This window comes from Streptomyces coeruleoprunus (assembly GCF_039542925.1).
GTDB lineage: Bacteria > Actinomycetota > Actinomycetes > Streptomycetales > Streptomycetaceae > Streptomyces > Streptomyces coeruleoprunus.
Map to the genome: position 1 here is coordinate 4,558,474 of NZ_BAABIT010000001.1, position 26,108 is coordinate 4,584,581.

Genomic DNA, 26,108 nt, shown 5'->3' on the forward strand with positions numbered 1-26,108 from the left:
CGATGGGAGTCCCTCCTGCGCGAGCGAAGCCGAGAGCTTGGGGGCGGGTGGGCCCGGCAGGAACGGCCCGCCCGGTCAGGACCTCGCGCACCGGTACCCCTCTCCGTCTGCTCGCCGCACTCCTGGCCGCATGCGCGCTCACGCTCGGCGCGCCGGCCACCGGCGGGGCCGCACCGACCGCTCCCGCCGCCGAGCCCACGGTCGAGCTGTCGCACGCGGCGGCGCCCAAGGGCGCCCGGCTCACCGTCCGCGGCCACGGCTGGCGACCCCGCACCCTGCTCACGCTCCTCCTGTGCGGCCAGTCCACCCCCGCCCGCGGCGTCATCGGCGGCACCAACGCCTGCGCCAACGCCGACGGCCGCGCCGTCACGACCGCCACCGACGGCTCCTTCGCCAAGGACCTGCCGGTCGTCGCCCCACCGACGCCCTGCCCCTGCGTGGTGCACGTCGCGACGGTGACCGGCCCGCAGGCCACCGTGGACGCCGCGCTGACCGTGACCGGCCACCCGGTGGCCCCGCTGCCCGACGGGGCGGGCGACGGCCGCCTCGCCGTGCTCAGCACCGGCCGGCTCACCGGGTCCAGCGGCCTCCTGGTCTGGTTCGGCGCGCCCGCCTCGCGCCGGATCGTCCTCACCGTCGGCAACCTCGGCTCCGGCCGCGTGAAGGACCCCGTCTTCGAGGTCGGCTTCGCCCACGGCGTGTACGCGCCGCAGTGGGAGGAGCACCAGTGGCGCGGCACGGTCCGGCCGGGCGGCCGGGCGGCCGTCGAGCTGCCCGTGCACCTCCCGGCGGGCGCCCACGGCGACTACCGGGTGCTCGTGCGCCACGGCGGCAGGGTGCTGGCCGAGCACCCGTGGGACGTGGCCCGGCCCTGGGGCGTGACGCTCTTCTGGGTGCTGCTCGCCGTCGTCGTACCCACCGCGCTGTACCGGGCCGGGATGGCGGTCGTGGACCGCGTCCGGCCCCGCCGCCCCGCCGCGGCCGCGCCGCCCGCCGCGGCCCTGCCGTGGTTCACCCAGGACTCCGCACCGTCACCGAACAGACCGACGACGAAGGGACAGTCGTGAGCACCCAACGCAGGATGAGCGCGGCGGGAGTCGCGCTGATGCTCGGCGGCGCGGGGATCCTGCTGGCCGCCGGCCCCGCCCGCGCGGCGGAGGTGGCGTACGCCACCGAGTGCGTACCGCCGCCCATCTCCGGGATGCCCCCGGTCAGGGGCACCACGAAGGTGCAGATCACCGCACCGGCGGAGGCCAAGGTCGGCGACGAGGTGGAGGTGGTCTGGAAGACCGTCGAGGCCGCGTCCAAGTACCCCGACGTGCTGGACCTGGAGAAGGACACCGTCAAGCCGACCGGCACGATCACGCTGGGCGGCGCAGTGAGCGGCGAACTGGCGATGGAGGGCCCGCGCCAAAACCCGCCCATCCCGAAGAACAGCCCCATGGTGCTGGCCGACATGAAGGGCAGGCTGAAGCTGGAGAAGGCCGGCGAGATCACGCTGACGCCGGGCAAGTACACGATCAACGTCTCGAAGCCGATCTCGACGGACACCAAGTGCGCCCCGACGGCGCAGGTCGCCGTGGGCGCCACGATCAAGGTGACGGACGGCGGCGGAACGTCGGGCGGTACGACGACGAGCGGCGGCACGACGGCAGGCGGCACCACGAGCGGCGGTACGACGACCACCGGCGGCACCACCGCGGGCGGAACGACCACCACCGGCGGTACGACCACCACCGGCGGGACCACGACCACGGGCGGCACCACGGCCGGCGGCACCTCCGGCGGGGGCGACGGCGGCCGGACGGACTTCCCCGGCAAGGAGGTGTCCGTCACGTTCGCCTGCACCTCACCCGGCCCCGCGAGCATCAACACCAAGGTGACGATCGACGCCAGGAAGAACGGCGGCGCCTTCGACCTCACCGTCAGGACCGCCAAGGGCGTCATGAACAGCCCGGCCCCCCTCCCCGCCGGCGCGCTCAAGCCCGCGATGGCCGTCGTCCTCGGCGGCGCCGACAAGGGGACCGTCCCGGTCACCGGCCCCGCCAACAAGGACCCGCTGGAGCAGGGCAAACCCGTCGACCTGCCCGACATGACCGGCACCTACAAGCCGGGCGCCACCGGCAAGGCGACCCTGACGCCCGGCACGCTCACCATCGACGTGACGCTCGGCGGGCAGAAACTCGCCATCCCGTGCACCGTGCAGGGCAAGGCCGAGGCCTCCCTGGAGCTGGACACCTCCGCCCAGCCGGGCGGCGCATCGGGCGGCACGGGCAGCACCGGCGGCTCGGGCGGCGCATCCGGCTCGGGCGCCGCGGGTGGCACGGGAACCACCACCTCCGGCGGTCTCGCCGCCACCGGATCGGACGACGGCGAGGCCCTGCGCGCCCTCGCCCTCGCCGCCGGCACGGCGATCCTGCTGGGCGGCGCGGTGTTCACGTTCACCCCGTGGGCCCGCCTGCGCGGCTCCCGCTGACGCCGCGGAACACGCGGCAAGCGCAACGGGCCGGTACGAGGCACGTGAGCGCCCCGTACCGGCCCGTTCGCCGTACCGGTCGACCGGCCCGGCGGTTACTTCACGTTGCCCATCAGGGCGCGGATCTTCTTGGTCGCCACCATGAAGGCGATGCCCGCCGCGGCGGCGACGATGGCCCACATCGTGTAGTACGCGGCGTCGCCCATCGGGGCGTTCAGCTTCACCGTCCAGCCGTTCAGGGCGTTGCCCGTCGCGGTGGCGAGGAACCACAGGCCCATGATCTGGCCGACGAACAGCTTCGGCGCCAGCTTCGTCGACAGCGACAGGCCCACCGGCGACAGGCACATCTCACCGATCGTCTGGACCAGGTAGACGCCCAGCAGCCAGAAGACGGTGACCTTGCCGGTCTCGCTGTTGGCGGCGGCCGCACCGGCCAGACCCATGATCGCGAAGGAGCCGCCGATGAGCAGCATGGCCAGCGCGAACTTCATGGGCGTGCTGGGCTCGCGGTTGCGCTGGGCCAGCTTCACCCAGAGCGCGGCGAAGAGCGGGGCCAGGATGATGACCATCATCGGGTTGACCGACTGGTACCAGGAGGCCGGGAACTCCCAGCCGCCGATGACACGGTCCGTCTTGCCGTCCGCGAAGAGAGTGAGCAGCGAGCCGGACTGGTCGTAGATCATCCAGAACAGCACGGCGGTGGCGAAGAACCACACGAACGCCTTGATCTTCGGGCGGTCCTCGGACGTCAGCGACGGGTTCCGGAAGATCGCCAGGAAGTACACGATCGGCACGACGATGCCCATGATCGCCAGGACGTTGACGATGTGCTCGACGTCGAAGGTGCCGAGGGCGATGTCGGCGAGCAGCGCGGCGACGGCGAAGCCGGTCCACAGGCCGGCCTTGCGCAGCACCGAGCGCTTCTCCTCCGGCGTGGCCGGGGTGCCGGGCTCCTTGCCGACCTCGCCGAGGTACTTGCCGCCCAGGACGTACTGGACGACGGCCAGCGTCATACCGACACCGGCGACACCGAAGCCCAGGTGCCAGTTGACGTGCTCACCGAGGTAGCCGACGATCAGCGGCGCCACCATGGCGCCCATGTTGATCGCCATGTAGAAGAGCGTGAAGCCGGCGTCGCGGCGGGCGCCGGACTGGCCCTCGTAGAGGCCGCCGACCATCGCGGAGATGTTCGGCTTCAGCAGACCCGTGCCGACCGCGATCAGGCCGAGGCCGACGAAGAAGGTCGCATCGCTCGGGAGCGCCAGCGTGTAGTGGCCCAGGGCGATGATGATGCCGCCGACGAGGACGGCCTTGCGGGCGCCCCACAGCCGGTCGGCGACCCAGCCGCCGGGCATGGCCGCCATGTAGACGACCGCGTTGTACACGCCGTAGATCGAGGCGGCGAGCGCCTCCTTCTCCTCCAGCGGCCCGTCGAGGACGGCGGCCGTCAGGTACAGCACGAGGATGGCGCGCATTCCGTACCAGGAGAAGCGCTCCCACAACTCGGTCATGAAGAGCGTGGCCATACCGCGGGGGTGGCCGAAGAAGGTCTTCTCGGTGTCAGGGGTCCTGACCGAGTCCTTCGTCAGGCTGGACGCCATGGTCGATCCTTGCTGCTCGGGACGCGCGCTGCTTCGTGAGTGCCACGCGCCCGTGGGGGGCGGCCGGCACCGGCACGGTCAGTACCGCTCCGGGATCCACACCCCGCCGCGCGTCGTCACGCCACGGGGCCCGGCCCACAGGTCATTCGTCTCGTTCGCCCGCGCGCATGAAAGAGACCTTTGGGTGCGTCAACGAGTGATGCCGCCAAAGGTCCCCGATTACCGCTACGAGCGTCTCGCCACCATACGCCACGACAGGGCGGCATATGGAAGGACTTGAGATATGGATCACAGGCAACGGCGGAACCGCTCGCCCAGATTCAAAGGTCATCAGCAGAATGACACCTTGGACCGCAGGCAGGCCCGAGGTGTGGACGATCTTGACCTGATCTCCCCACGACCCTCGCGAACCGCGGACTACCATCAGTCCATGACCCGTGTGCTGCTCGCCGAGGACGACGCCTCCATCTCGGAACCGCTGGCCCGCGCCCTGCGGCGGGAGGGGTACGAGGTCGAGGTACGGGAGGACGGGCCCAGCGCGCTCGACGCCGGGCTCAAGGGCGGCGTCGACCTGGTCGTGCTCGACCTGGGCCTGCCCGGCATGGACGGCCTGGAGGTGGCCCGCCGCCTGCGGTCCGAAGGCCACACCGTGCCCATCCTGGTGCTGACCGCCCGCGCCGACGAGGTGGACACCGTCGTCGGCCTGGACGCCGGCGCCGACGACTACGTCACCAAGCCGTTCCGCCTCGCCGAACTGCTGGCCCGGGTCCGGGCCCTGCTCCGGCGCGGCGCCGCCGAGCCCGCCCCGCAGCCCGCCACCCACGGCGTGCGCATCGACGTGGAGTCGCACCGCGCCTGGATGGGCGACGAGGAGCTCCAGCTGACCGCCAAGGAGTTCGACCTGCTGCGCGTCCTCGTCCGGGACGCGGGCCGGGTCGTCACCCGTGACCAGCTGATGCGCGAGGTCTGGGACACCACGTGGTGGTCGTCGACCAAGACGCTCGACATGCACATCTCCTGGCTGCGCAAGAAGCTCGGCGACGACGCGGCGAACCCGCGCTACATCGCCACCGTCCGCGGCGTCGGCTTCCGCTTCGAGAAGAGCTAGCAGCCCGCCGAACCAGAGAAGAGTGGGCAGACCACCGTGCGCCGCCGCCTGATCAACTCCACCCTCGCCGTCGTCCTCGTCGTCATCGCCGTCTTCGGGGTCTCCCTCGTGCTGGTGGAGACCCGCACGATCAGCAGCAGCGCCCAGGAGAGCGTCGACTCGGAGGCGCTGGGGCTGGTCAGCATCGTCGACAGCCGGCTGATGGGCGGCGAGCCCGTCGGCCCGGACATCCTGGGCGAACAGCGGCGCGCCGGGCGGTACGCCCGGATCGAGATCCCCGGCCGCGCCCCCATCGAGGTCGGCACCCGCTCCGAGGGCGCCGTCATCCGCGGCACCGCCGAGGGCAAGCGCGGCGAGCGGGTCGTCGTGGAGGAGCCCCGCTCCGCCGTCACCCGCGAGGTCGGCCGCTCCCTGCTCATCATCGGCGCGGTGGCACTGGTCGCCGTCGTGGCGGCCGTCCTCCTCGCCGTACGCCAGGCCAACCGGCTCGCCTCGCCGCTCACCGACCTCGCCGAGACCGCCGAACGCCTGGGCTCGGGCGACCCGCGGCCGCGCCACAGGCGCTACGGGGTGCCCGAGCTGGACCGGGTCGCCGACGTGCTGGACTCCTCGGCCGAGCGGATCGCACGGATGCTCACCGCCGAGCGCAGGCTCGCCGCGGACGCCTCCCACCAGCTCCGTACGCCGCTGACCGCGCTGTCCATGCGGCTGGAGGAGATCTCCGTCACGGACGACTTGGAGACCGTACGCGAGGAGGCGACGATCGCCCTGGCCCAGGTGGAGCGGCTGACGGACGTCGTGCAGCGGCTGCTGACGAACTCCCGCGACCCGCGCACGGGCTCCGCCGTCGCCTTCGACCTGGACGAGGTCGTCAAGCAGCAGATCGAGGAGTGGCGCCCGGCGTACCGCAGCGCGGGCCGGGCGATCGTCCGCTCCGGCAAGACCGGGATGCGGGCCGTCGGCACCCCGGGCGCGGTCGCCCAGGTGCTGGCCGCGCTGATCGAGAACTCGCTGATGCACGGGGGCGGCACGGTCGCGCTGCGCACCCGTGTGACCGGCAACCAGGCCGTGGTCGAGGTGACGGACGAGGGCCCCGGCGTCCCCGCCGACCTGGGCGCCCGGATCTTCGAGCGGGCCATCAGCGGCCGCAACTCCACGGGCATCGGCCTGGCCGTCGCACGCGACCTGGCCGAGGCCGACGGCGGCCGGCTGGAGCTGGTCCAGCTGAAGCCCGCGGTCTTCGCCCTGTTCCTGAGCCGCGAGGCCGCCACCCGCAGGGAGACGAAGGAACACCCCCGCCCGGTGCGCTAGCGGACACGGCCCCAGGGCCTGGCACGGCCCGGCGGCCCGCTCTAGCGGGCCGCCGGGCCGACCGGCGTCGGGGTGTCCTCGTGCCGGCGCTGCTCCAGCACCGCCGGGGCGGCCGGCGGGGCCGGCAGCGCCCGGAAGACCCAGGTGCGGTAGGACCAGAAGCGGAACAGCGTCGCGACGCCGATGCCGAAGAACTTGAAGAAGTTGTTCTGCAGCGGGGTGTTCCAGCCGAACCCGTAGGTGGCCGTGTAGAGCACCCCGTTCTCGATGACCAGGCCGACGACGCTGAAGACGAGGAAGAGGGTCAGCTCGCGCGTCCGGCCGGTCTTGTCGCGGTCGCGGTAGGTGAAGTAGCGGAAGCCCACGTAGTTGCAGGCGATGGCCACGACGGTCGCCAGCAGGCTGGCCCGTACGACCGGGATGTCCGTGGTCTGCCGGAGCAGATTGAACACCGCCATGTTGACCAGCAGCCCGAAGCCGCCGACCAGACCGAATTTGGCGATCTCGCGGACGAGCTGGTCCAGCCGCACCCGCAGTGCGCCTCGTTCACTCATCGTGATCTTTCAGCCCCGTCCGGTCGCTTCTGTCAACTCAGCCATGCTAACCATCACCCGGTTGACGCGCTCGGGGACGGAGAAAGCCCCGGGACGGACGGGGCGACGGGGCCCGCACGGGCTCCGGATACCCTAGGAGGGTGACGTTCCCGGTAGTCGGCATGGTCGGCGGCGGTCAGCTCGCCCGCATGACCCACGAGGCGGGCATCCCCCTCGGCATCAGATTCAAGCTCCTCAGTGACAGTCCCCAGGATTCCGCGGCGCAGGTCGTGAGCGATGTCGTCATCGGCGACTACCGCGACCTGGACACGCTGCGTGACTTCGCACGCGGCTGCGACGTGATCACGTTCGATCACGAACACGTACCCACCGAGCACCTACGGGCCCTGGAGGCGGACGGCATTCCCGTCCGTCCGGGGCCCGACGCTTTGGTGCACGCCCAGGACAAGGGCGTGATGCGGGCGAAGCTCGACGCGATCGGCGCGCCCTGCCCGCGCCACCGCATCGTGACCGACCCGGCCGACGCGGCCGCGTTCGCCAGAGAGGTCAGCGGCGCGGAGCGCCTCGATGAGGGGCGGTGGCCGGGCGACGGGAGGGCCGGGGGCTTCCCCGTCATCCTCAAGACCGTGCGCGGCGGCTACGACGGCAAGGGCGTGTGGTTCGTGCGCTCCGAGGAGGACGCCCGCGACCCGTTCCTGGCGGGCGTGCCCGTCCTCGCCGAGGAGAAGGTCGACTTCGTCCGCGAGCTGGCCGCCAACATCGTGCGCTCCCCGCACGGCCAGGCCGTGGCCTACCCGGTCGTCGAGTCGCGCCAGGTCGACGGGGTGTGCGACACGGTGATCGCGCCCGCGCCCAACCTCTCCGACGAGCTTGCCCTCCAGGCCCAGGAGCTGGCCCTGCGCATCGGGCAGGAGCTGGGCGTCGTCGGTCACCTCGCCGTCGAGCTGTTCGAGACGCGCGACGGCCGGATCCTCGTCAACGAGCTGGCCATGCGCCCGCACAACTCGGGCCACTGGACCCAGGACGGCGCGGTCACCTCCCAGTTCGCCAACCACGTCCGCGCGGTGCTCGACCTGCCGCTGGGCGACCCGCGGCCGCGCGCGAAGTGGACGGTCATGGCGAACGTGCTGGGCGGCGACTACCCGGACATGTACCAGGCGTACCTGCACTGCATGGCCCGCGACCCGCAGCTCAAGATCCACATGTACGGCAAGGACGTGAAGCCCGGCCGCAAGGTGGGCCACGTCAACACCTACGGCGACGACCTGGACGACGTGCTGGAGCGCGCCCGTCACGCCGCCGGCTATCTGCGAGGAACGATCGTTGAGTAATCCACTCGTGCCGCTCGTGGGCATCGTCATGGGCTCGGACTCGGACTGGCCCGTCATGGAGGCCGCCGCACAGGCCCTCGACGAGTTCGAGATCCCGTACGAGGTCGATGTCGTCTCCGCGCACCGCATGCCGCGCGAGATGATCGCGTACGGCGAGCAGGCCGCCGACCGCGGCCTGAAGGCGATCATCGCCGGGGCCGGCGGCGCCGCGCACCTGCCGGGCATGCTCGCCTCGGTCACCCCGCTGCCGGTCATCGGGGTGCCGGTGCCGCTGAAGTACCTGGACGGCATGGACTCGCTGCTGTCGATCGTCCAGATGCCGGCCGGCGTCCCGGTGGCCACGGTGTCGGTGGCGGGCGCGCGCAACGCGGGCCTCCTCGCGGCCCGCATGCTGGCCGCCCACGACGCCGACCTGCTGACCCGGATGCGGGAGTTCCAGCAGGAGCTGAACGACCAGGCCACCGAGAAGGGCAGGCGGCTGCGCGCGAAGGTCGAGGGCTCGGCGTCGTTCGGCTTCGCCCGGTGACCGCCGCCGAGGGCCACGGGGCCGCGTCCCTGACGGAGGCCATGGAACTCCTCGGGACCTTTCCGGTCGTCGACGGGCACAACGACCTGCCGTGGGCGCTGCGTGAGCAGGCCGGCTACGACCTGGACCGCCTCGACATCGCGGCGGACCAGACCGGCCGGCTGCACACCGACCTCCCCCGCCTCCGGGCGGGCGGGGTCGGGGCCCAGTTCTGGTCGGTGTTCGTGCGCAGCGACATGGCCGGCGACGACGCGGTCAGCGCCACCCTGGAGCAGATCGACTGCGTCGACCGGCTGCTGGCCCGTCACCCGGCGGACCTCGCGCCCGCGCTGACCGCCGACGACATGGAGGCGGCCCGCGCCGAAGGCCGTATCGCCTCGCTGAAGGGCGCCGAGGGCGGCCACTCCATCAACAACTCGCTGGCCACCCTGCGCGCCCTGTACGCGCTCGGCGTGCGGTACATGACGCTCACGCACAACGACAACATCGCGTGGGCGGACTCGGCGACGGACGAGCCGCGCGTCGGCGGCCTGTCCGCGTTCGGCCGCGAGGTCGTCCGGGAGATGAACCGGCTCGGCATGCTGGTCGACCTCTCGCACGTGGCGGCGACGACGATGCGGGACGCGCTGGACACCTCCGAGGCGCCGGTGATCTTCTCGCACTCCTCGTCCCGCGCGGTGTGCGACCACCCCCGCAACATCCCGGACGACGTGCTGGGCCGGCTCGCGGACAACGGCGGCGTCGCCATGGCGACGTTCGTCCCGAAGTTCGTCCTGCCCGCGGCGGTGGAGTGGACGGCGCAGGCGGACGAGAACATGCGGGCCCACGGCTTCCACCCGCTCGACACCGGCCCGGACGCCATGCGCGTCCACGCCGCGTTCGAGGAGGCCCACCCGCGGCCGCGGGCGACGGCCGCCACGGTGGCCGACCACCTGGACCACATGCGGGAGGTCGCCGGCATCGCCCACATCGGCATCGGCGGCGACTTCGACGGCACGGCGTTCACGCCGGACGGCCTGGAGGACGTGGCGGGCTACCCGAACCTGGTCGCCGAGCTGCTGGCCCGCAAGTGGTCCCGTACCGACGTGGCCATGCTGACCTGGCAGAACGCGGTCCGGGTGCTGCGGGACGCGGAGGCCGTCGCCCGCGACGCGTCCTCCCGCCGGGGGCCGTCGACGGCCACGCTGGCGTCCCTGGACGGCTGACCTCCGGCGGCCGGTCCGGGAGAAGGGCCGGCCGCCGGCGGGTCGCGCGTGGGCGTCAGGCCCGGGGGCGGCCCATCGCGCGGAACGTCCAGCCGGCCTCGCGCCAGCGGGCCGCGTCCAGGGCGTTGCGGCCGTCCAGGATGATCCGCGAGTTCACGACCTCACCGAGCACGGCCGGGTCGACCTCGCGGAACTCCTGCCACTCGGTGAGGTGCAGCACCACGTCCGCGCCCCGCACGGCCTCCAGCACGCTGTCGGCGTACGCCAGGGTCGGGAAGACGCGCCGGGCGTTGTCCATGCCCTTCGGGTCGTACACCGTGACCTGGCCGCCCTGGAGGTGGATCTGGCCGGCGACGTTCAGCGCGGGCGAGTCGCGGACGTCGTCCGAGTCGGGCTTGAAGGCCGCGCCGAGGACCGCGACGCGCTTGCCGAGGAACGTTCCGTCGCCCAGCGCCTCGCGGGCCATGCCGACCATCTGGCCGCGCCGCCGCATGTTGATCGAGTCGATCTCGCGCAGGAACGTGAGCGCCTGGTCCGCGCCCAGCTCACCGGCGCGCGCCATGAACGCGCGGATGTCCTTCGGCAGACAGCCGCCGCCGAAGCCGATCCCGGCCCGCAGGAACTTCGCACCGATCCGCTCGTCGTAGCCGATGGCCTCGGCGAGCTTCGCCACGTCGCCGCCGGCCGCCTCGCACACCTCGGCCATGGCGTTGATGAAGGAGATCTTCGTGGCGAGGAAGGAGTTCGCGGAGGTCTTCACCAGCTCGGCCGTCGGGAAGTCCGTCACGACGAACGGCGAGCCCTCGCCGACCGGCACCTCGTACACCTCGCGCAGCAGCTTCTCGGCCCGCTCGCTCTCGACGCCGACGACGATCCGGTCCGGGTGCAGCGTGTCCCGCACGGCGAAGCCCTCGCGCAGGAACTCCGGGTTCCAGGCCAGCTCCACGTCGGCGCCCGCCGGGGCCCGCTCCGCGAGCAGCCGGGACAGCCGCTCCGCGCTGCCGACCGGCACGGTCGACTTGCCGACCACCAGCGCCGGCTTCTTCAGGTGCGGGGCCAGCGCGCCGAAGGCGGCGTCGACGTAGCTCATGTCGCAGCCGTACTCGCCGTGCTTCTGCGGCGTGTTCACACAGACGAAGTGCACGTCGCCGAAGTCACCGACCTCCTCCCAGGAGGTGGTGAAGCGCAGCCGCCCGGTCGAGCCCTCGATCCCGGCGACGTGCTTGTGCAGCAGCTCCTCCAGGCCCGGCTCGTACATCGGGACGCGGCCCGAGGCCAGCATCTCGATCTTTTCGGGCACCACGTCGAGGCCCAGCACCTCGAAGCCGAGTTCCGCCATGGCCGCCGCATGTGTGGCGCCGAGGTAGCCGGTGCCGATCACGGTGATCTTGAGGGCCATGTGTGCTGCTCCAGTGCTGTACGGGCCGGGACTGCGAGCCCGAGCATAGTCGGGCCCCACCTGGGGCATCGTTCCGGCGGCACGGCCGCTGTCAGCAAGCTCACGTGATCCTCACATATGCCCGGCCGACGGCGGCCTACTAAAATTCGGGTTACTTAACGGTAGTTAGCACGCGGCCAGGGGAGCGAGAGACCATGGCGCCCAAGGGAGACATGCACAGTGCCTGACTTCGATCTGTACCGCCCGTCCGAGGAGCACGACATGCTCCGGGACACCGTCCGCGCGCTCGCCGAGGCCAAGATCGCGCCCCATGCCGCCGCCGTGGACGAGGAGGCCCGCTTCCCGCAGGAGGCGCTGGACGCCCTGGTCTCCTCCGACCTGCACGCGGTGCACGTCCCCGAGAGCTACGGCGGCGCGGGCGCCGACGCCCTCGCCACCGTGATCGTCATCGAGGAGGTCGCCCGCGTCTGCGCCTCGTCCTCCCTGATCCCGGCCGTGAACAAGCTGGGCTCCCTGCCGGTCATCCTGTCCGGCTCCGAGGACCTGAAGAAGAAGTACCTGGGCCCGCTCGCCAAGGGCGACGCGATGTTCTCGTACTGCCTCTCCGAGCCGGACGCCGGCTCCGACGCCGCCGGCATGAAGACCAAGGCGGTCCGCGACGGCGACCACTACGTCCTCAACGGCGTGAAGCGCTGGATCACCAACGCGGGCGTCTCCGAGTACTACACGGTGATGGCCGTGACCGACCCGGAGAAGCGCTCCAAGGGCATCTCCGCGTTCGTCGTCGAGAAGTCCGACGAGGGCGTCTCCTTCGGCGCCCCCGAGAAGAAGCTCGGCATCAAGGGCTCCCCGACCCGCGAGGTCTACCTCGACAACGTCCGCATCCCCGCCGACCGCATGATCGGCGCGGAGGGCACCGGCTTCGCCACCGCCATGAAGACCCTGGACCACACCCGCATCACCATCGCGGCCCAGGCCCTCGGCATCGCCCAGGGCGCCCTCGACTACGCCAAGGGCTACGTCCAGGAGCGCAAGCAGTTCGGCAAGGCCATCGCCGACTTCCAGGGCGTCCAGTTCATGCTCGCCGACATGGCGATGAAGCTGGAGGCGGCCCGTCAGCTCACCTACGCGGCGGCGGCCAAGTCCGAGCGCGTCGACGGCGACCTGACCTTCTTCGGCGCGGCCGCGAAGTGCTTCGCCTCCGACGTCGCCATGGAGATCACCACCGACGCGGTCCAGCTGCTCGGCGGCTACGGCTACACCCGCGACTACCCGGTCGAGCGCATGATGCGCGACGCCAAGATCACCCAGATCTACGAGGGCACCAACCAGGTCCAGCGGATCGTCATGGCCCGCAACCTGCCCTGACGTCCGGGCCGGCGGCCGGCCGTCGCCGAGGCATCGAGGAGAGGCACCCCGAGGGGTGCCTCTTTTCGTGCCCGGGGCGCCCGGTTAGGCTGCGCTGCCGCCGGAATCCAGCCGTCGGTATTCGGCCGGACACGGATGAGGAACATGGGCGCGGACAGCACGATCTCGAAGATTCTCCGGCAGATCGCCACCCAGGACGTCGTGGAGATCTTCGAAAGCTCCGGCTCTCCCGGCCGGGCCGCCGCGCTGGCCCACTTCACCGAGCAGTACGGCTTCACCTACGGCGAGGCCCACCGGCACGGGCACAACAAGTCGCTCCTGACCGTGTTCCTGTACCGCGACCCGCGCCCCGAGGCGCGCGCCCGTGAGGCGGCCACCATCGCCGCGTACCCGCAGGCCGGCAACGGCGGAGCGGCGCCGGGGCTGCGGCCGGGCACGGTCAAGCCGCTCCCGGAGGCCGAGGGCGCCGTCGCCGTCCTCAAGGACCGGATCGCGTTCGACGTGATGGGGCAGGCCGCCGAGCCGCGGCAGAAGGCCATCGCCTGGGGCATGCTCGGCATCACCGTGCTGATGATCCTGATCACCGGCAAGTACCTGGTGGCACTGGGCACCGGCGTCGTCCTCGGCGGCCTCCTCCTGGGCGGATTCAAGCTGGGCGAGGTCCGCCGCAAGAAGCTCGCGCGGCGGCTGGAGGCCGCCGGCCTCGTCGCCGTACGGGACGAGCACGGCGTCCAGCGCTTCCTGGCACCCGGACAGCAGCTCCCCGGCCACGCGAACCCGTTCGCCGGCTGACCGGGAGCCGCCCGCCCCTCACCGGACCGCTCAGCGGTCCGAGGTGACCGTCACCTTCTCGTCGTTCTGGATCTGCTTCACCAGCTGCTGCACCTTCGCCTTGTCCCAGACGAGGTTGCCGCCGCGGCTGCCCGAGACCGGCATGTTCATGGACTTGCCGTCGCCGCTGTTGACGCCCTTCATCGCGAAGAACATCTCGCCCAGGTCGAACAGCGACATGTCCTTGTCGACGATCAAGGTGTCCAGGCCCGCGCTCAGCGTCGGGTACAGCTTGAACGGGTTGAGGATCGTGCCCGGCGTCGCCGCCTGGTTGGCCAGCGCCGCCAGGAACTTCTGCTGGTTCTTCGTCCGGGCCAGGTCCGACTCGGCGAAGGCGTACCGGGTGCGGACGAAGGCGAGGGCCTGCTCGCCGTCGAGGGTCTGCTTGCCGGCCTTGAAGTCGGCGCCCGACTTCTTGTCCTTGAAGCCCTTCTCGATGTTCATCTCGACACCGCCGAGCGCGTCCACGATGTTCGCGAAGCCGGCGAAGCCGATCTCCGCGTAGTGGTCGATGCGCAGCCCGGTGTTGTACTCCACCGTCCGCACCAGCAGCTCGGGGCCGTCCTCGGCGTACGCGGCGTTCAGCTTCACCCGCCGGCCCGTCCCCTTGAACGTCTTGCCGGACTCCGAGCCGACGAACGTCGGGATCTCCACGTCCGAGTCACGGGGCAGCGAGATCATCGTGTTCCCGCTGCTGCACGCGGCGAGGATCATCATCGAGTCCGTGCGCTTGCCGTCGGCCGAGCCGGTGTGCAGGCGCTGCTTGTCCTCGGCGGTCATGCCCTCGCGGCTGTCCGAGCCCACGATCAGGTACGTGGTGCAGTCGCCCTCCTGCGGGCGCTCGATGACCTTGGAGAGGTCCACCTCGCGGCGCACCTTGCCGTCGGCCCAGAAGTACGTGCCGACCGTCGTGACGACCAGGACGGTCGCCAGCGTGATCGAACCGATCTTTATCCGGCGCCCCCAGTTCGGCGCGGGGCGCGGGGTGCCCGACGGCATCGGGGGCGCGCCGTGGCCGCCGTGTCCTCCGTGGCCGCCGCCGCGCTGGGGCGTGCCGTACACCTGTCCGGTGTTGTACCCGCTGTCGTACGCGGGGGTCTGGCCGTAGGAGTCCTCGTACCCCTGCCGCTGCTGGGGCGGCACCGAGCCGGGGCGCACATGGCGCATCACCCGGGCTCCCTCGGGCTGCGCGTCCGCGCCCCGGCCGTGGCGAGCGTTACGGTCGTCGGACCATCCTTCAGGCCAGTCATTCATGCGGAACAGTGTGCCGCCCGCCCCGGTGGCCCTTGTAGGGCGGGTGCGATATCGGGCCTGGCCTGTAGCGAAGCTGATGCAATGAGGCCGTGTCCGACTACGGGCATATGGTGGAGGGCATGACAGATCAGTCCACGCTCGAGGGCAAGCCCACCTCGGCGTCCCGCACCACGCTCAGCCACATCATGACCGGCAGTGACACCAACCTCCTCGGGACGGTGCACGGCGGCGTGATCATGAAGTTGGTGGACGACGCGGCGGGAGCGGTCGCCGGCCGCCACTCCGGCGGGCCCGCGGTCACCGCGTCCATGGACGAGATGGTCTTCCTGGAGCCGGTCAGGGTGGGCGACCTGGTGCATGTGAAGGCCCAGGTCAACTGGACCGGCCGGTCCTCCATGGAGGTCGGCGTCCGGGTCCTGGCCGAGCGCTGGAACGAGTCCACGCCGGCCACGCAGGTCGGCTCCGCCTACCTGGTGTTCGCCGCCGTCGACGCCGACGGCAAGCCGCGGCCCGTACCGCCGGTGATCCCCGAGACGGAACGCGACAAGCGCCGCTACCAGGAGGCCCAGATCCGCCGCACCCACCGTCTGGCCCGCCGCCGCGCCATCAAGGAACTCCGCGAACGCCGAGCCGCGGAGGGCATCGACGACTGACCCTCGCGGCCCGCCGCGCCGTTCCGCCGTTGCGGGCCGGCGTCGCCGAGGAACGGGTGGGCACACCGAGGAACGGCCACCCGGTCCGAGGGCCCCGCGCACCACGACGGTGGGTGGGTCCCGTTGACGGGCGTCCAGCCCCCGCAGGGGCTACGGGCAGACCACCTGGTCGCCCGTGACCGCCGCGTACCCGTCCTTCTGGCGCGGCCGCGGCGCGTCCTCCGCCCGCACCGGCACCACGGACGTGAAATCCGTGCCCGCCGTCACCTTCAGCAGCGGTCCCTGCCCCGGCACGGCCCGCAGCACGCTCCCCGGCAGCGCCGTCGCCAGCGACTTCGCCGAGCGGTCCCAGCGCGGGTCGTACGCGACGACCGTCCGCTTCACGTCCCGCCGGTCCGCGTTGTACGGCGTCCGCGTCGTGAGGAAGCCCGTCGCCCGCAGCGCCGCGTCGACCCGGGCCCCCAGCCCGTCCAGCCGCGTGCCGTTGTACACCTGCACCCGCACCTGCTGCGGCGCCACGGCGACCAGCTTCTTGCGGGGTCCCGGGGCCGCCCGCCGCGCCGCCGGCTTCGTGAGCGGCCGGTCCTCGCGGATCGCCTCGAACAGCCGCTTCGCCTTCACGGGGTCCCACTTCACCGTCGACCCGATGCCCTTGGCCTGGTGGGCGACCGCCCCGACCGGCACCGACGTGAACTCGGACGACGCCGTCGTGAACCCGCGCATCGCCTTCGCCAGCGCCAGCATCTCCTCCGTACCGAACCCCTGCGACGCCCGCACCGAGCCCGCCGCGGACGCGACGACCTCCTGGAACCGCACCGGGTTGAGCAGCACCCCGTTGCTGGTCGCCCGGTCGATCAGCGCGGCCACGAACCGCTGCTGCCGCTGCATCCGCCCCAGGTCGGACGCCCCGTCGACGTGCCGCGACCGCACGTACTGCAGCGCCTTGCCGCCGTCCAGCCGGTGCGTGCCGGCCGGCAGGTCGAGGCCGCTGTACGGGTCCTTCATGGGGCGGGCCGTACAGATCTCGACACCGCCCACCGCGTCGACCGTGCGCATGAAGCTGGTGAAGTCGACCTCCAGGTAGTGGTCGATCTTCACGCCCGTCATGTGCTCCACGGTCCGCACGGTGAGCGAGGGCCCGCCCTCCGCGTACGCCGCGTTCAGCCGCACCGGGTGCGCCGCGTGCCGCTTGCCGGTCGTCGCGTCCGTGTGCTCGGGCATCTCGGCGTACGAGTCGCGGGGGAGCGACACCAGGCTCGCCCGCCTGCGGTCCTCCGACACGTGCACCAGCATGATCGTGTCCGTGCAGTGGCAGGGCGCGCCGCCCAGCCGGTAGCGCCGCCGGTCCTCCGCGGTGATCTTGTCGCGCCCGTCGGTGCCGACCAGCAGGATGTTCGTGCCGTGCCCCGGCTTGGGGCGGTTCTTCATGTCCCGGAACGGGTCGACCCGGTCGATCCCCGTGTCCAGGCTCGTCACCAGCGCGTGCCCGATCCCGCCCGCGCCCAGGACCAGCACCGACAGGGTCGTCGCCACCCGCATCCCCCACCGGGTCCGGGGCCGCGGCGGCGGCACGGACCGCGCCCGCGCCCGTACCGGCGGCCTGGCCGCCGCGCCGCGCACGGGAGGCCGGGGGGCCGGACGGGCGGGACGGCGGGGCGGCACGGGCACGAAGGACACCTCCGCGGGCGAATGGGGGGACCGTGTGCACAGTAGGCCCATACGATCAGCGCCCGCGCCCGCGGGCCGGGCGGCGCGCACCCGTGTCCCCCGTTCGCGGTAACGTGGCGGGCGATACCGCTGTCGCCCGGGGCCCGGCCCCGGCCCCCCGAGGCTGCCGTCCTCCGGGGGACGACCCCCGTACCCCGAGGAACCATGCCCCTGCCCCCCGTCTCCGTGATCATGCCGGTCCTCAACGAGGAGCGGCATCTGCGCGACTCGGTCCGCCACATCCTCGAGCAGGAGTACGACGGCGAGATGGAGGTCGTGATCGCGCTCGGCCCGTCCACGGACCGTACGGACGAGATCGCCGCCGAGCTGGTCCGGGAGGACCCCCGGGTCACCACCGTCCCCAACCCCACGGGCCGTACACCCGCCGCGCTGAACGCCGCGATCAAGGCGTCGCGTCACCCGATCGTGGTGCGCGTCGACGGGCACGGCATGCTCTCGCCGAACTACATCGCCACCGCGGTCCGGCTCCTGGAGGAGACCGGCGCGCAGAACGTCGGCGGCATCATGCACGCCGAGGGCGAGAACGACTGGGAGCACGCGGTCGCCGCCGCCATGACCTCGAAGATCGGTGTGGGGAACGCCGCCTTCCACACGGGCGGGGAGGCCGGCCCGGCCGAGACCGTCTACCTGGGCGTGTTCCGCCGTGAGGCGCTGGAGCAACAGGGCGGCTACAACGAGGAGTTCATCCGCGCCCAGGACTGGGAGCTGAACTTCCGCATCCGCGAGGCGGGCGGACTGATCTGGTTCTCGCCCGAGCTGAGGGTCCAGTACCGCCCCCGGCCCAGCGTCCGCGCCCTGGCCAAGCAGTACAAGGACTACGGCCGTTGGCGCCATGTGGTGGCCCGCTACCACCAGGGCTCCATCAACCTGCGCTACCTGGCCCCGCCGACCGCCCTGTGCGCCATCGCGGCCGGTCTGGTGGTCGGCGCCACGCTCACCCCGCTGGGCTTCGTCGTCCCGGGCGGCTACCTCGCGGCGATCGTCCTGGGCTCCGTCCCGGCCGGCAGGGGACTGCCGCTGAAGGCCCGGGTCCAGATCCCGGTGGCGCTGGCCACGATGCACATGTCGTGGGGCTTCGGCTTCCTCACCAGCCCGCGTTCGCTGGCGAGGAAGGTCATCGCGAGCCGCCGTCCCGCGGTGCCGGCGAACAGCTGAGACGTACGACGGAGGGGGCCGGCCGCAGCACGCGGCCGGCCCCCTCGTCATGTCGCGCCGTCAGGACCAGCGGTACGGCTTGTAGACGTCCATGCAGTCCTTGTCGTCCGCGCCGTTGGAGACCTCGGAGCCCTCCGGCAGCTCACCCGCCTTCGGGGCCTGCTGCTTCGGGAACGTGTCGCCCTCCCGCCAGTCGGCGCCCACCGTCAGCGTCAGCTCCGTGACCTCCGCCGACGGGCGCACCGCGCCGGCCGGCAGGCCGACCGCCTTCGCCACGGACAGGGCGTCCGCCTTGCCCTGCGCACCGGCGGACTTGGGGTAGGCGAGCACCGTCTCGGTGGCCTGGGCGGCCGCCTGCGACGAGTTCGTACGGGTGAAGCCCTTGCCGACCAGCACCTCGGCGATGCCCTTGGCCCGGCCCTTCACGGCGAACTCGCCGCCGCCGCCCGTGCCGTTGAGCACCGTGAGCGCGAGCGTGCCCGGCGCGGCGGCCGGCGGCCCGGACTCCTTCGCGGCGGGCTTCTTCGCCTGCGCCGTCGGAGGACCGCCCTTGTCGTCGAACGCGACGTCCTCGCGCAGCATCCGCCACACCTTGTCCGCCGCGCTCTTGTTCAGGACCAGGTGCGCGCTGTTCTGCGGGTCCTCGTCCGTCATGACCGTCGTCATCGTGATGCGCTCGGTCGGGACGTCCTTCAGCTCCATCGCCAGGTCGAAGAGCTTCTGCACGGAGGCGATCTCCTCCGAGACCTGGAGCGCCTTGGTGCCCGCCTCGGCCAGGTCCATGATGCGGCCCGTGTCCGTGAACGCGTTCTGCTGCTTGAGCTGGCGCAGCATCGAGTTCATGTACATGTGCTGTGCCTTGGCGCGGCCCTGGTCGTTGTAGAAGGCGTGCCGCGTCCGGAGCCACTTGAGCGCGTCCTCGCCCTTGATGTAGTGGTCGCCCTTCGTCAGCTTCAGGCCCGAGCCGCCCTTGACCTGCGCGGTCGGCCGGTCCCACACGTTCTGCTTCACACAGACCTTCACGCCGCCGACGGCGTCCGCCATCTTCACGACACCGGCGAAGTCGACCATCATCCAGTAGTCGATGTAGACGCCGGTCAGGGTCTCCCAGGTGGTCAGCGTGCAGCCGGGGCCGCCGCGCTGCAGCGACTCCGTGATGATCCGGTTGGTCGCCGGGAACGTCTCGTTGGTCTTGGGGTCCTGGCACTTCGGGATGTCGACCCGGGTGTCACGGGGAATGGACACCACGGCGGCGCTCTTGCGGTCGGCGGACACGTGCAGCAGCATCTGCACGTCGCCGCGCGGCTTGTCGCCGACGGTGTCCTTCGCGCCGCCGAGCGCCAGGTTCTCCTTGGAGTTACGGCCGTCCGCGCCGATCAGCAGGATGTTCAGCGGGGTGTTGCCGGCCGCGTTCGGCTCGGCCTTCCGCACTCCGCTGTCACCGCCGCTGCGGCCGCCGCTGCGGATGTTGCCGTTCAGGTGCTCGATGTAGAGGTAGCCGGCCAGCGCCGTCGCCAGTATCAGCAGCGACAGCACGGAGGCGACCCAGCGGAACACCTTCCGCTTGCCGCTCCTGGCCCGGCGGCGCGTACTGCCCCGCCGCCTGCCGCCCCCGGCGCCCGCCGCCCGGGCGGCCGCCCGGGCCTCGGCGCGGGAGCCCGAACGCTGCGCGGGCACACCGGTGGCCGCGCCCTCCTCCGTACCGGCTGGGCCGCCGTCGCCGGCTGTGCCCACCGCGTCAAGGCTGTCGTCCCAGCCCAGCTCACGGGCGTCCCGCACGGCGGGGGAGTCCGGGGCGCCCTCCTGCGTCCCCTCCCCACGCACGCTGCTGTGTCCCACCCAACGTCCCCCTGTCACTCAGGCTCGCGTCACTTCGCGCACACCTGTTTGTCCGCCACTACCTTCTGCACACCCTCCGGCGCCTTCGCCGGACCGGTGATCGGGATGCCCGCGCCCTTGAAGTCCTTGCCGAGGGTGAGCGTCATCGGCTCGCGTTCCCCGGCGTCCTTCGTCCCCTGCTTCAGCGCGGTCGCGGGCAGCCCCATCATGTCTGCCAGCTTGCGGGCCTGATCGGCCTGGTTCGGCGCGTACTCCAGCGTCGTCTTCGCCGTCTCGGCCGGTGCGTTGGCCTTGTTCGTCGACTTCAGTACGCCCATGTCGTTCTGCAGCCAGTTGATCGTCGACTGGGCCCCACCGCTCACACCGCTGCCGTTGTACACGTCCACGCGCACCTCGGACGCCTCGGCCCGCGGGCCCTTGAGCAGCGCCGCCTGCGCGTTCTTGGCGTCCTTCTCCTTCTGCTTCACCTCGGTGAGCGAGATGTCGTTCTGCATCATCGAGAACAGCGGCTTCGCCCTGCCCTCGTCGAGGACGACCGTCGCCTTCACGGTCTCCGCCGGGTTGTCGACCACGGGGAGCGTGGCGAAGGTGACGTTCTTGGGGTCGACCTTGGCGATCTCCAGGCCGAGGTCCTTGAGCTTGTTGACGCTTCCTATGCCCGTGTCGACGGTGAGGGCCTTGGTGGCGGCGTCCGCCAGGTCCAGCATCTTCGACGGACTGGTCAGCGTGTCGCTCGACTTCATCTTGCGGATCATCGAGCTCATGAACTGCTGCTGCGTCTGGATCCGCGACAGGTCGCTGCCGAGGCCGAACGCCTTCCGGGTGCGGACGAAGGCGAGCGCCTGCTCTCCCTGGATGACGCTCGTGCCCTTGGGCAGCTTGAGCCCGGACTTCTCGTCCTCGACGGCCTTCTCGACACACACCTCGACACCGCCGACGGCGGTGGACAGCGTCTTCACGGCGTTGAAGTCGACCATCATGAAGTGGTCGATGGTCAGTCCGGTGAGGTTCCTGACCGTCTTCATGGTGCAGCCCGGGTCGCGCTCGGCCTGGCCGAGGCTGACGTTGAACCGCCCCCGCTCGCCGGGGATCGTCTTCGCCGATCCGTCGGCGGACTTGGTCTCGCACTCCGGGATGTCGGTGATCAGGTCGCGCGGAATGGACAGGGCGGTGGCGTTCGTCCGGTCCTTGGAGACATGGAAGAGGATCGTGGTGTCGGCGTGTCCGGGGCTGTTCTTGTCGCCGTAGCCCGAATTGCCCTCACCGGTCCGTTTGTCGGTGCCGATGATGAGGACGTTGAAGGCCTGGTCCTTCTTGAACCCGGTGCTTCCGCCCGCACCCGCCACGTCCACCGTGCTGAGGTTCCCGTCGAGGCGCGCGTAGAGCGCGTACGCGGCGATGCCCGTGCCGACGAGCAGAAAGGCCGTCACGCCGCCCGTCCACATCAGGACCTTCTTCTTGCGGGACTTCTGCGGCTTGCCCTTGCGGCGGCTCGGCGGTCCCGCCTGGGCGCCGCGTCGGCCGCCTCCGCCCGCGCCCCCCGGCTCGGCGGCGCGGCGCCTGCGCTGGCCGGGGACGTCGGCGGTGCGGCGGCGAGCGGGGGCCTCCGCGGCGGAGCGGGCGGCCTGCGACGGCGGTCTCCTGGCGGTGGTGGCACGCGGCGCGGTCGACTGCCCAGGGGAATGGTCCAGTCGCAGTTCGTAGTTACCGGTCTGCGGGTTGAGCACCCACTGGTCGGCGGGGTCGATGTCCTCCGCCCGTCCACGGCTGTGCGCGTCCACGGTTGCTTGAGTCCTCCGTCGGTGCCACGCGAGGCGCCTCCCCACCAGGCGCTCGGGTTTCTCGATCGCTGGGTGCGCGGCCTCGGTGGCCGCTCGCACCCGGATCGCGTCACACTATCCGCCCAGTTCAGCCTCGGGCGACGTCCGTGACAAATTCCACGCCCCTTATAACGGGGCATTTCTCCTAATCCTCATACTCCGCCACCCCCGGCACCCCCTTTCCTCACACCTCCCTCTCCGTCACCGCACGTCATGACCTTTTCGGACCTACGCGCACGTGCTCGCCGCGGCATTGGTTCCCGTGAACGTCGGCGCCGCCGTCGGATTCGGCGTGGTTCGCCCCGAACTGCCCGGTGTCGCCCTGGCGGAGGGAGCCGCGGACGGCTCGCCGCTCGGCCGCTGCCCGGCGGGGGCGACGATGACCGGGGCGTCCGCCCGGAGCCGCCGGAACAGCCGGGTCGCATCGGGCTGCACCAGTTCGTCCCGGTTCGGGTCGGCGTGGTACGGCTTCCTGGGCACCGTCAGGAACTGCACCTTCTCCGTCGGTACGCTGCGCAGCGCCCGCGCCAGCCCGTACAGGTCCTTCAGCGAGTCGAGGCCCGGGTCCGTGGTGAGCGACTTGGTGGCCGCGTCCAGCACCGGGTACAGCTTCGCCGGGTTCAGCAGGACGCCGTTGCTCTGCATCTTGTTGACCAGCGCGCCCAGGAACTGCTGCTGGCGGTTCATGCGTTCGGTGTCGCTGCCGTCGCCGAGCGACTTGCGGGCCCGTACGTACCCGAGCGCCTGCTCGCCGTTGAGCGTCTGCGCGCCCGCCTTCAGCTTCACATGGGCGTCCGGGTCGTCGATCGGCTCCTTCAGGCAGACCCGTACGCCGCCGACCGCGTTCACCATGTCCTTGAAGCCACGGAAGTCGATCACCATGTGGTGGTCGACCCGGATCCCGGTCAGCTTCTCCACCGTACGGATCGTGCAGGCCGTCCCGCCGATCTGGAACGCCCAGTTGAACTGCGCGAACTGCGGCTTCGTACGCTTGCCGCCCGCCGTCCGGCAGTCCGGGACGCCGACCATCAGGTCGCGGGGGATCGACACGGCCGTCACGCCGCGCCCGTCCGCCCCGATGTGCAGCAGGATCGTGGTGTCGGACCGCTGGCTGCCCTCGTCCTGCCCGTACGCGGCGTTGCCGTCGCCGGCCCGGGTGTCGGAGCCGATGAGCAGGATGTTGCGCCCGCCACGCGGAACGGCCGAGGGCCGGTCCCGCTCGTACCGCTTGAGTTCGGCCACGGCCGTGGTGTCGGTGGTGATGTTGCCGTCGAGCTTCCGGTACAGCCACCAGCCGGTCCCGGCCGCGAACAGCACGACGACGGACGAGCCGAGCGCGGCCCAGCGCAGCCAGATCCGCCGGTGGCCGACCGGGGGATCCGGCTCCGCGGGAGCGCCGGCACTGTCCGTCATGTCAGAGTCCGTCCTTCATGGCGTCGGCGGCACCCAGGGTGCAGCCGTCCGTCCAGTGAGACGGCTGAGCCTGGCGGTTGGTTGTGTGGACACGGGTACGGGACGGGTGCCCACCGCCGATCATGTACCGGAGCGAACCCGGGAACCCGGCGGACCCGGCACGCGGTCCGCCGGACGAGTGGACTTCGCGACCCACCGGGTGCGTGCCGGGCGGACGCCGTCAGCGGGCGGTGTCGGTGACCCGCTCGCTCTCGACGCGCTGGGCCAGCCCCTCGGGCGACAGCCGGTCCAGGTGGCGGCACAGCACCACCGACGCGTCCACCGCCAGCGGCGCGTACAGCCCGGCCGAGACGCCCTCCCAGCCGTCCCACTCCAGGCCCGACAGCAGCCGCGCGCCGCTCTTCAGGCCCCGCCGCGCCGCGTCCTCGCGCGCCCGCTCCACGAGCTGCGCGCCGGTCAGCTCCGTGCCGGCCACCACCAGCGCGGGCGCGTCCGGGTCGACCGGGGCGTACGGCACGAACCGGTCGCCCTGGCTCGGTACCTCCACGGCGTAGTCCTCGTAACCGGCCGGCGCGGCCGGGAAGCGGCGGCCCAGCGGGGCGAGCGACAGGGCGAGCCGGCTCCCCGTGCAGGCCAGCCCCTCGTCGAGCCGGTCCGGCCCGGCGACCACGTGGTCGGCGGCGGCCGGGTCGCCGCCCAGGTCGGCCACCACGCCCACGGACGCGCAGGCCAGCAGCCAGACGGCGGTCTGCCAGTGCGCGGGCAGCAGGAGCGAGACCCGCTCCCCGGGCTCGGCGGACAGTCCGTCCTGGAGGAGGTTCGCCGTCTTGGACACCCAATTGGCGAACGTCGCCACGGACAATTCGACGCGCTCACCGGTGGCGTCGTCGTAGAAGGTGACCAGGGGGCGGGCCGGGTCCGCGGTGAGCGCGGATCGCAGCAGGTCGGCGGGGGTACGGTCGCTGGCGTTCACGCGCGCAAGCGTACGCGCGCGGGGCGCCCCGGGCAGGGCCGTACCGGTGAAGCGTTCCTCCGGACGGACCGATGGGCCGTCAGAATCCCGAGAGGCGCCAAAAGTCCCGGATGCGGACTATCGACCCATGCGTGCCTCTCATGTTTCCGCGATCGGTGCAGCGGCCGCAGCCGCTCTCGCCCTCCCGCTCGGGCTTCCCCTCCCGTCCGCCGCCTCCGCGCCCGCCGCGCCCCGTCCGGCGGCCGTGGCGGACGACGACGGGACCGTCCCCGGCTCCACCCGGTCCCTGCCGCTGACGCGGCTGGACACCGCGCGGTCCGCCGACCCGGACGCCGGCCCCGCCGCCCAGGGCCTGCTGCGCCGGGACGTCGAACCCTTCTCGCTGGTGGGCGTCGTGTGGGACGACCCGGCGGCCGAACTGCGCGGCACCGTCCAGGTCAGGACCCGGTCCGCCGCGACGCGGGAGTGGTCGCCGTGGCAGGACCTGGAGAACCACCACCACGACCACGGCGCCGACCCCGGCACCCCGGAGGGCACGTCCACGACGTTGCGCGGCTCGACCGCCCCGCTCTGGGTGGGCGCGTCGGACGGCGTCGAGGTCCGCGTACGGCCGGACAAGCCCGCCCAGGCGGCCGACGGGACCGACGCGCCGGTGACCCTGCCGCGCGGACTGCGGGTCGAACTGGTCGACCCGGGCGACGAACCCCCGGGCGGGGCGCAGGACCAGGACCGGGACCAGGACCGGGACGACGACAGGGACCGGGACGAGTCGCCGGGCCAGGGGCGCGAGGGCCCGCCCGCCGACCCGGACCGGGGCGCGGGCGCCGCCCTGTCCGACGAGGAGTCCGTCGTGTCCGAGGTCAACGGCGACATGGCCGCGCTCGGCGCCCCCGAGATCCGCGAACTGTCCAAGGCGGACACCGAGGCGAGCGCCCCCGGCCACGCCAAGCCGTACATCGGCCCGCGCCCCCGCATCGTCACCCGCAAGGGCTGGGGCGCCGACGAGGGACTGCGCGAGCCGGGATTCGTCTACACGAAGTCGGTGCAGGCGGCCTTCGTGCACCACAGCGCGACGGGCAACAACTACACCTGCGCCCAGGCCTCCTCCGTCCTGCGCAGTATTTATCGCTACCACGTCAGGAGCATGGGCTGGCGTGACATCGGCTACAACTTCGCCATCGACAAGTGCGGAAACATCTACGAAGGCCGGGCGGGCGGGGTGGCCAGGCCGGTGCAGGGCGCCCACACCCTCGGCTTCAACACCAACACCACCGGCATCGCGGTCCTCGGCTCATTCGGCACGGGAACCCCACCCGCCGCAGCGGTGACGGCCGTCGCCCGGCTGACGGCATGGAAACTCGGCCTCTACGGAAAGGATCCGCGTGTCCGCACCACGCTGACATCGGGCGGCGGGAACCTGTACAAGAAAGGCACGAAGGTTCAGCTCAATGTGATCTCCGGACACCGCGACGGCTACAACACCGAATGCCCCGGAACCAGCCTCTACTCGAAGCTCGGAACGGCGCGGAGCGCGGCGGCCGATTACCAGGGCCGTCCCTGACC

At 71.9% G+C, this 26,108-nt stretch carries 21 protein-coding genes; 12 read left to right on the plus strand and 9 right to left on the minus strand.

Features of this window, described 5'->3' with window-relative positions; translation table 11 throughout:
• The first annotated feature begins 47 nt into the window (after window positions 1-47).
• Together ABEB09_RS20445 and ABEB09_RS20450 are read left to right on the plus strand one after the other, a co-directional pair.
• Window positions 48-1,067 (plus strand): hypothetical protein, encoded by a 1,020-nt coding sequence (locus ABEB09_RS20445; protein ID WP_345691360.1) that lies wholly within the window; start codon window positions 48-50, stop codon window positions 1,065-1,067.
• Window positions 1,068-1,081: 14 nt separating this feature from the next.
• A complete protein-coding gene (locus ABEB09_RS20450; protein WP_345694011.1) occupies window positions 1,082-2,476 on the plus strand; it encodes a hypothetical protein in 1,395 nt (464 codons plus the stop codon).
• A gap of 95 nt (window positions 2,477-2,571) precedes the next feature.
• On the opposite strand, the gene ABEB09_RS20455 is transcribed toward ABEB09_RS20450, so the two are convergent.
• A complete protein-coding gene (locus ABEB09_RS20455) occupies window positions 2,572-4,077 on the minus strand; it encodes a peptide MFS transporter (protein WP_345691361.1) in 1,506 nt (501 codons plus the stop codon).
• Window positions 4,078-4,507: 430 nt separating this feature from the next.
• Here ABEB09_RS20455 and ABEB09_RS20460 point away from each other — a divergent pair, with 430 nt between their 5' ends.
• Together ABEB09_RS20460 and ABEB09_RS20465 are read left to right on the plus strand one after the other, a co-directional pair.
• Window positions 4,508-5,185, plus strand: coding sequence for a response regulator transcription factor (locus ABEB09_RS20460; RefSeq protein WP_345691362.1), 678 nt, complete (start codon window positions 4,508-4,510; stop codon window positions 5,183-5,185).
• Between the two features lie 36 nt (window positions 5,186-5,221).
• The gene (locus ABEB09_RS20465) at window positions 5,222-6,496 is read left to right on the plus strand and encodes an ATP-binding protein (protein WP_345691363.1); all 1,275 of its coding nucleotides are present in this window, start codon (window positions 5,222-5,224) and stop codon (window positions 6,494-6,496) included.
• A gap of 41 nt (window positions 6,497-6,537) precedes the next feature.
• Here the strand turns inward: ABEB09_RS20465 and ABEB09_RS20470 are convergent, their stop codons facing one another.
• A complete protein-coding gene (locus tag ABEB09_RS20470; RefSeq protein WP_345691364.1) occupies window positions 6,538-7,050 on the minus strand; it encodes a GtrA family protein in 513 nt (170 codons plus the stop codon).
• A 161-nt stretch (window positions 7,051-7,211) separates the two neighbouring features.
• Here ABEB09_RS20470 and ABEB09_RS20475 point away from each other — a divergent pair, with 161 nt between their 5' ends.
• From ABEB09_RS20475 to ABEB09_RS20485, 3 genes are read left to right on the plus strand one after another with little or no spacing between them, the layout of a single operon-like run.
• A complete protein-coding gene (locus ABEB09_RS20475) occupies window positions 7,212-8,381 on the plus strand; it encodes a 5-(carboxyamino)imidazole ribonucleotide synthase (RefSeq protein WP_345694012.1) in 1,170 nt (389 codons plus the stop codon).
• 28 nt (window positions 8,382-8,409) lie between these two features.
• Entirely contained in the window at window positions 8,410-8,907 is a 498-nt protein-coding gene (gene purE, locus ABEB09_RS20480; RefSeq protein ID WP_345694013.1) for a 5-(carboxyamino)imidazole ribonucleotide mutase, read from the plus strand.
• A 41-nt stretch (window positions 8,908-8,948) separates the two neighbouring features.
• Window positions 8,949-10,112, plus strand: coding sequence for a dipeptidase (locus tag ABEB09_RS20485; protein WP_345694014.1), 1,164 nt, complete (start codon window positions 8,949-8,951; stop codon window positions 10,110-10,112).
• 55 nt (window positions 10,113-10,167) lie between these two features.
• Here the strand turns inward: ABEB09_RS20485 and ABEB09_RS20490 are convergent, their stop codons facing one another.
• Window positions 10,168-11,511, minus strand: a complete 1,344-nt coding sequence (locus tag ABEB09_RS20490) for a UDP-glucose dehydrogenase family protein (protein ID WP_345691365.1) — start codon at window positions 11,509-11,511, stop codon at window positions 10,168-10,170.
• Window positions 11,512-11,730: 219 nt separating this feature from the next.
• Here ABEB09_RS20490 and ABEB09_RS20495 point away from each other — a divergent pair, with 219 nt between their 5' ends.
• Entirely contained in the window at window positions 11,731-12,879 is a 1,149-nt protein-coding gene (locus ABEB09_RS20495) for an acyl-CoA dehydrogenase (protein WP_345691366.1), read from the plus strand.
• Between the two features lie 144 nt (window positions 12,880-13,023).
• Window positions 13,024-13,671 (plus strand): hypothetical protein, encoded by a 648-nt coding sequence (locus ABEB09_RS20500; protein ID WP_345691367.1) that lies wholly within the window; start codon window positions 13,024-13,026, stop codon window positions 13,669-13,671.
• A gap of 30 nt (window positions 13,672-13,701) precedes the next feature.
• On the opposite strand, the gene ABEB09_RS20505 is transcribed toward ABEB09_RS20500, so the two are convergent.
• Complete coding sequence (locus ABEB09_RS20505; RefSeq protein ID WP_345691368.1) at window positions 13,702-14,964, minus strand: LCP family protein; 1,263 nt, start codon at window positions 14,962-14,964, stop codon at window positions 13,702-13,704.
• 119 nt (window positions 14,965-15,083) lie between these two features.
• Here ABEB09_RS20505 and ABEB09_RS20510 point away from each other — a divergent pair, with 119 nt between their 5' ends.
• Window positions 15,084-15,617: an acyl-CoA thioesterase gene (locus ABEB09_RS20510; RefSeq protein ID WP_345691369.1), complete on the plus strand. Its 534-nt coding sequence runs from the start codon at window positions 15,084-15,086 to the stop codon at window positions 15,615-15,617.
• Window positions 15,618-15,767: 150 nt separating this feature from the next.
• Here the strand turns inward: ABEB09_RS20510 and ABEB09_RS20515 are convergent, their stop codons facing one another.
• The gene (locus ABEB09_RS20515) at window positions 15,768-17,336 is read right to left on the minus strand and encodes an LCP family protein (RefSeq protein WP_446697144.1); all 1,569 of its coding nucleotides are present in this window, start codon (window positions 17,334-17,336) and stop codon (window positions 15,768-15,770) included.
• 153 nt (window positions 17,337-17,489) lie between these two features.
• On the opposite strand from ABEB09_RS20515, the gene ABEB09_RS20520 reads away from it, so the two are divergent.
• On the plus strand, window positions 17,490-18,500 hold the full coding sequence (locus ABEB09_RS20520) for a glycosyltransferase family 2 protein (protein ID WP_345691371.1): 1,011 nt from the start codon (window positions 17,490-17,492) through the stop codon (window positions 18,498-18,500).
• A gap of 60 nt (window positions 18,501-18,560) precedes the next feature.
• On the opposite strand, the gene ABEB09_RS20525 is transcribed toward ABEB09_RS20520, so the two are convergent.
• The 4 genes from ABEB09_RS20525 to ABEB09_RS20540 all read right to left on the minus strand — a co-directional run bounded on the left by ABEB09_RS20525 (window position 18,561) and on the right by ABEB09_RS20540 (window position 24,545).
• Window positions 18,561-20,339, minus strand: coding sequence for an LCP family protein (locus ABEB09_RS20525; protein ID WP_345691372.1), 1,779 nt, complete (start codon window positions 20,337-20,339; stop codon window positions 18,561-18,563).
• Between the two features lie 29 nt (window positions 20,340-20,368).
• Window positions 20,369-22,120 (minus strand): LCP family protein, encoded by a 1,752-nt coding sequence (locus ABEB09_RS20530; RefSeq protein WP_345691373.1) that lies wholly within the window; start codon window positions 22,118-22,120, stop codon window positions 20,369-20,371.
• A 267-nt stretch (window positions 22,121-22,387) separates the two neighbouring features.
• Window positions 22,388-23,572 carry an LCP family protein gene (locus ABEB09_RS20535; protein WP_345691374.1) on the minus strand — a complete coding sequence of 395 codons (1,185 nt, stop codon included), beginning with the start codon at window positions 23,570-23,572 and terminating at the stop codon, window positions 22,388-22,390.
• 220 nt (window positions 23,573-23,792) lie between these two features.
• Window positions 23,793-24,545: a TIGR03089 family protein gene (locus ABEB09_RS20540; RefSeq protein WP_345691375.1), complete on the minus strand. Its 753-nt coding sequence runs from the start codon at window positions 24,543-24,545 to the stop codon at window positions 23,793-23,795.
• Window positions 24,546-24,672: 127 nt separating this feature from the next.
• Between ABEB09_RS20540 and ABEB09_RS20545 the strand changes: the two genes are divergently transcribed.
• A complete protein-coding gene (locus ABEB09_RS20545) occupies window positions 24,673-26,106 on the plus strand; it encodes a peptidoglycan recognition protein family protein (RefSeq protein WP_345691376.1) in 1,434 nt (477 codons plus the stop codon).
• Window positions 26,107-26,108: the final 2 nt, after the last annotated feature.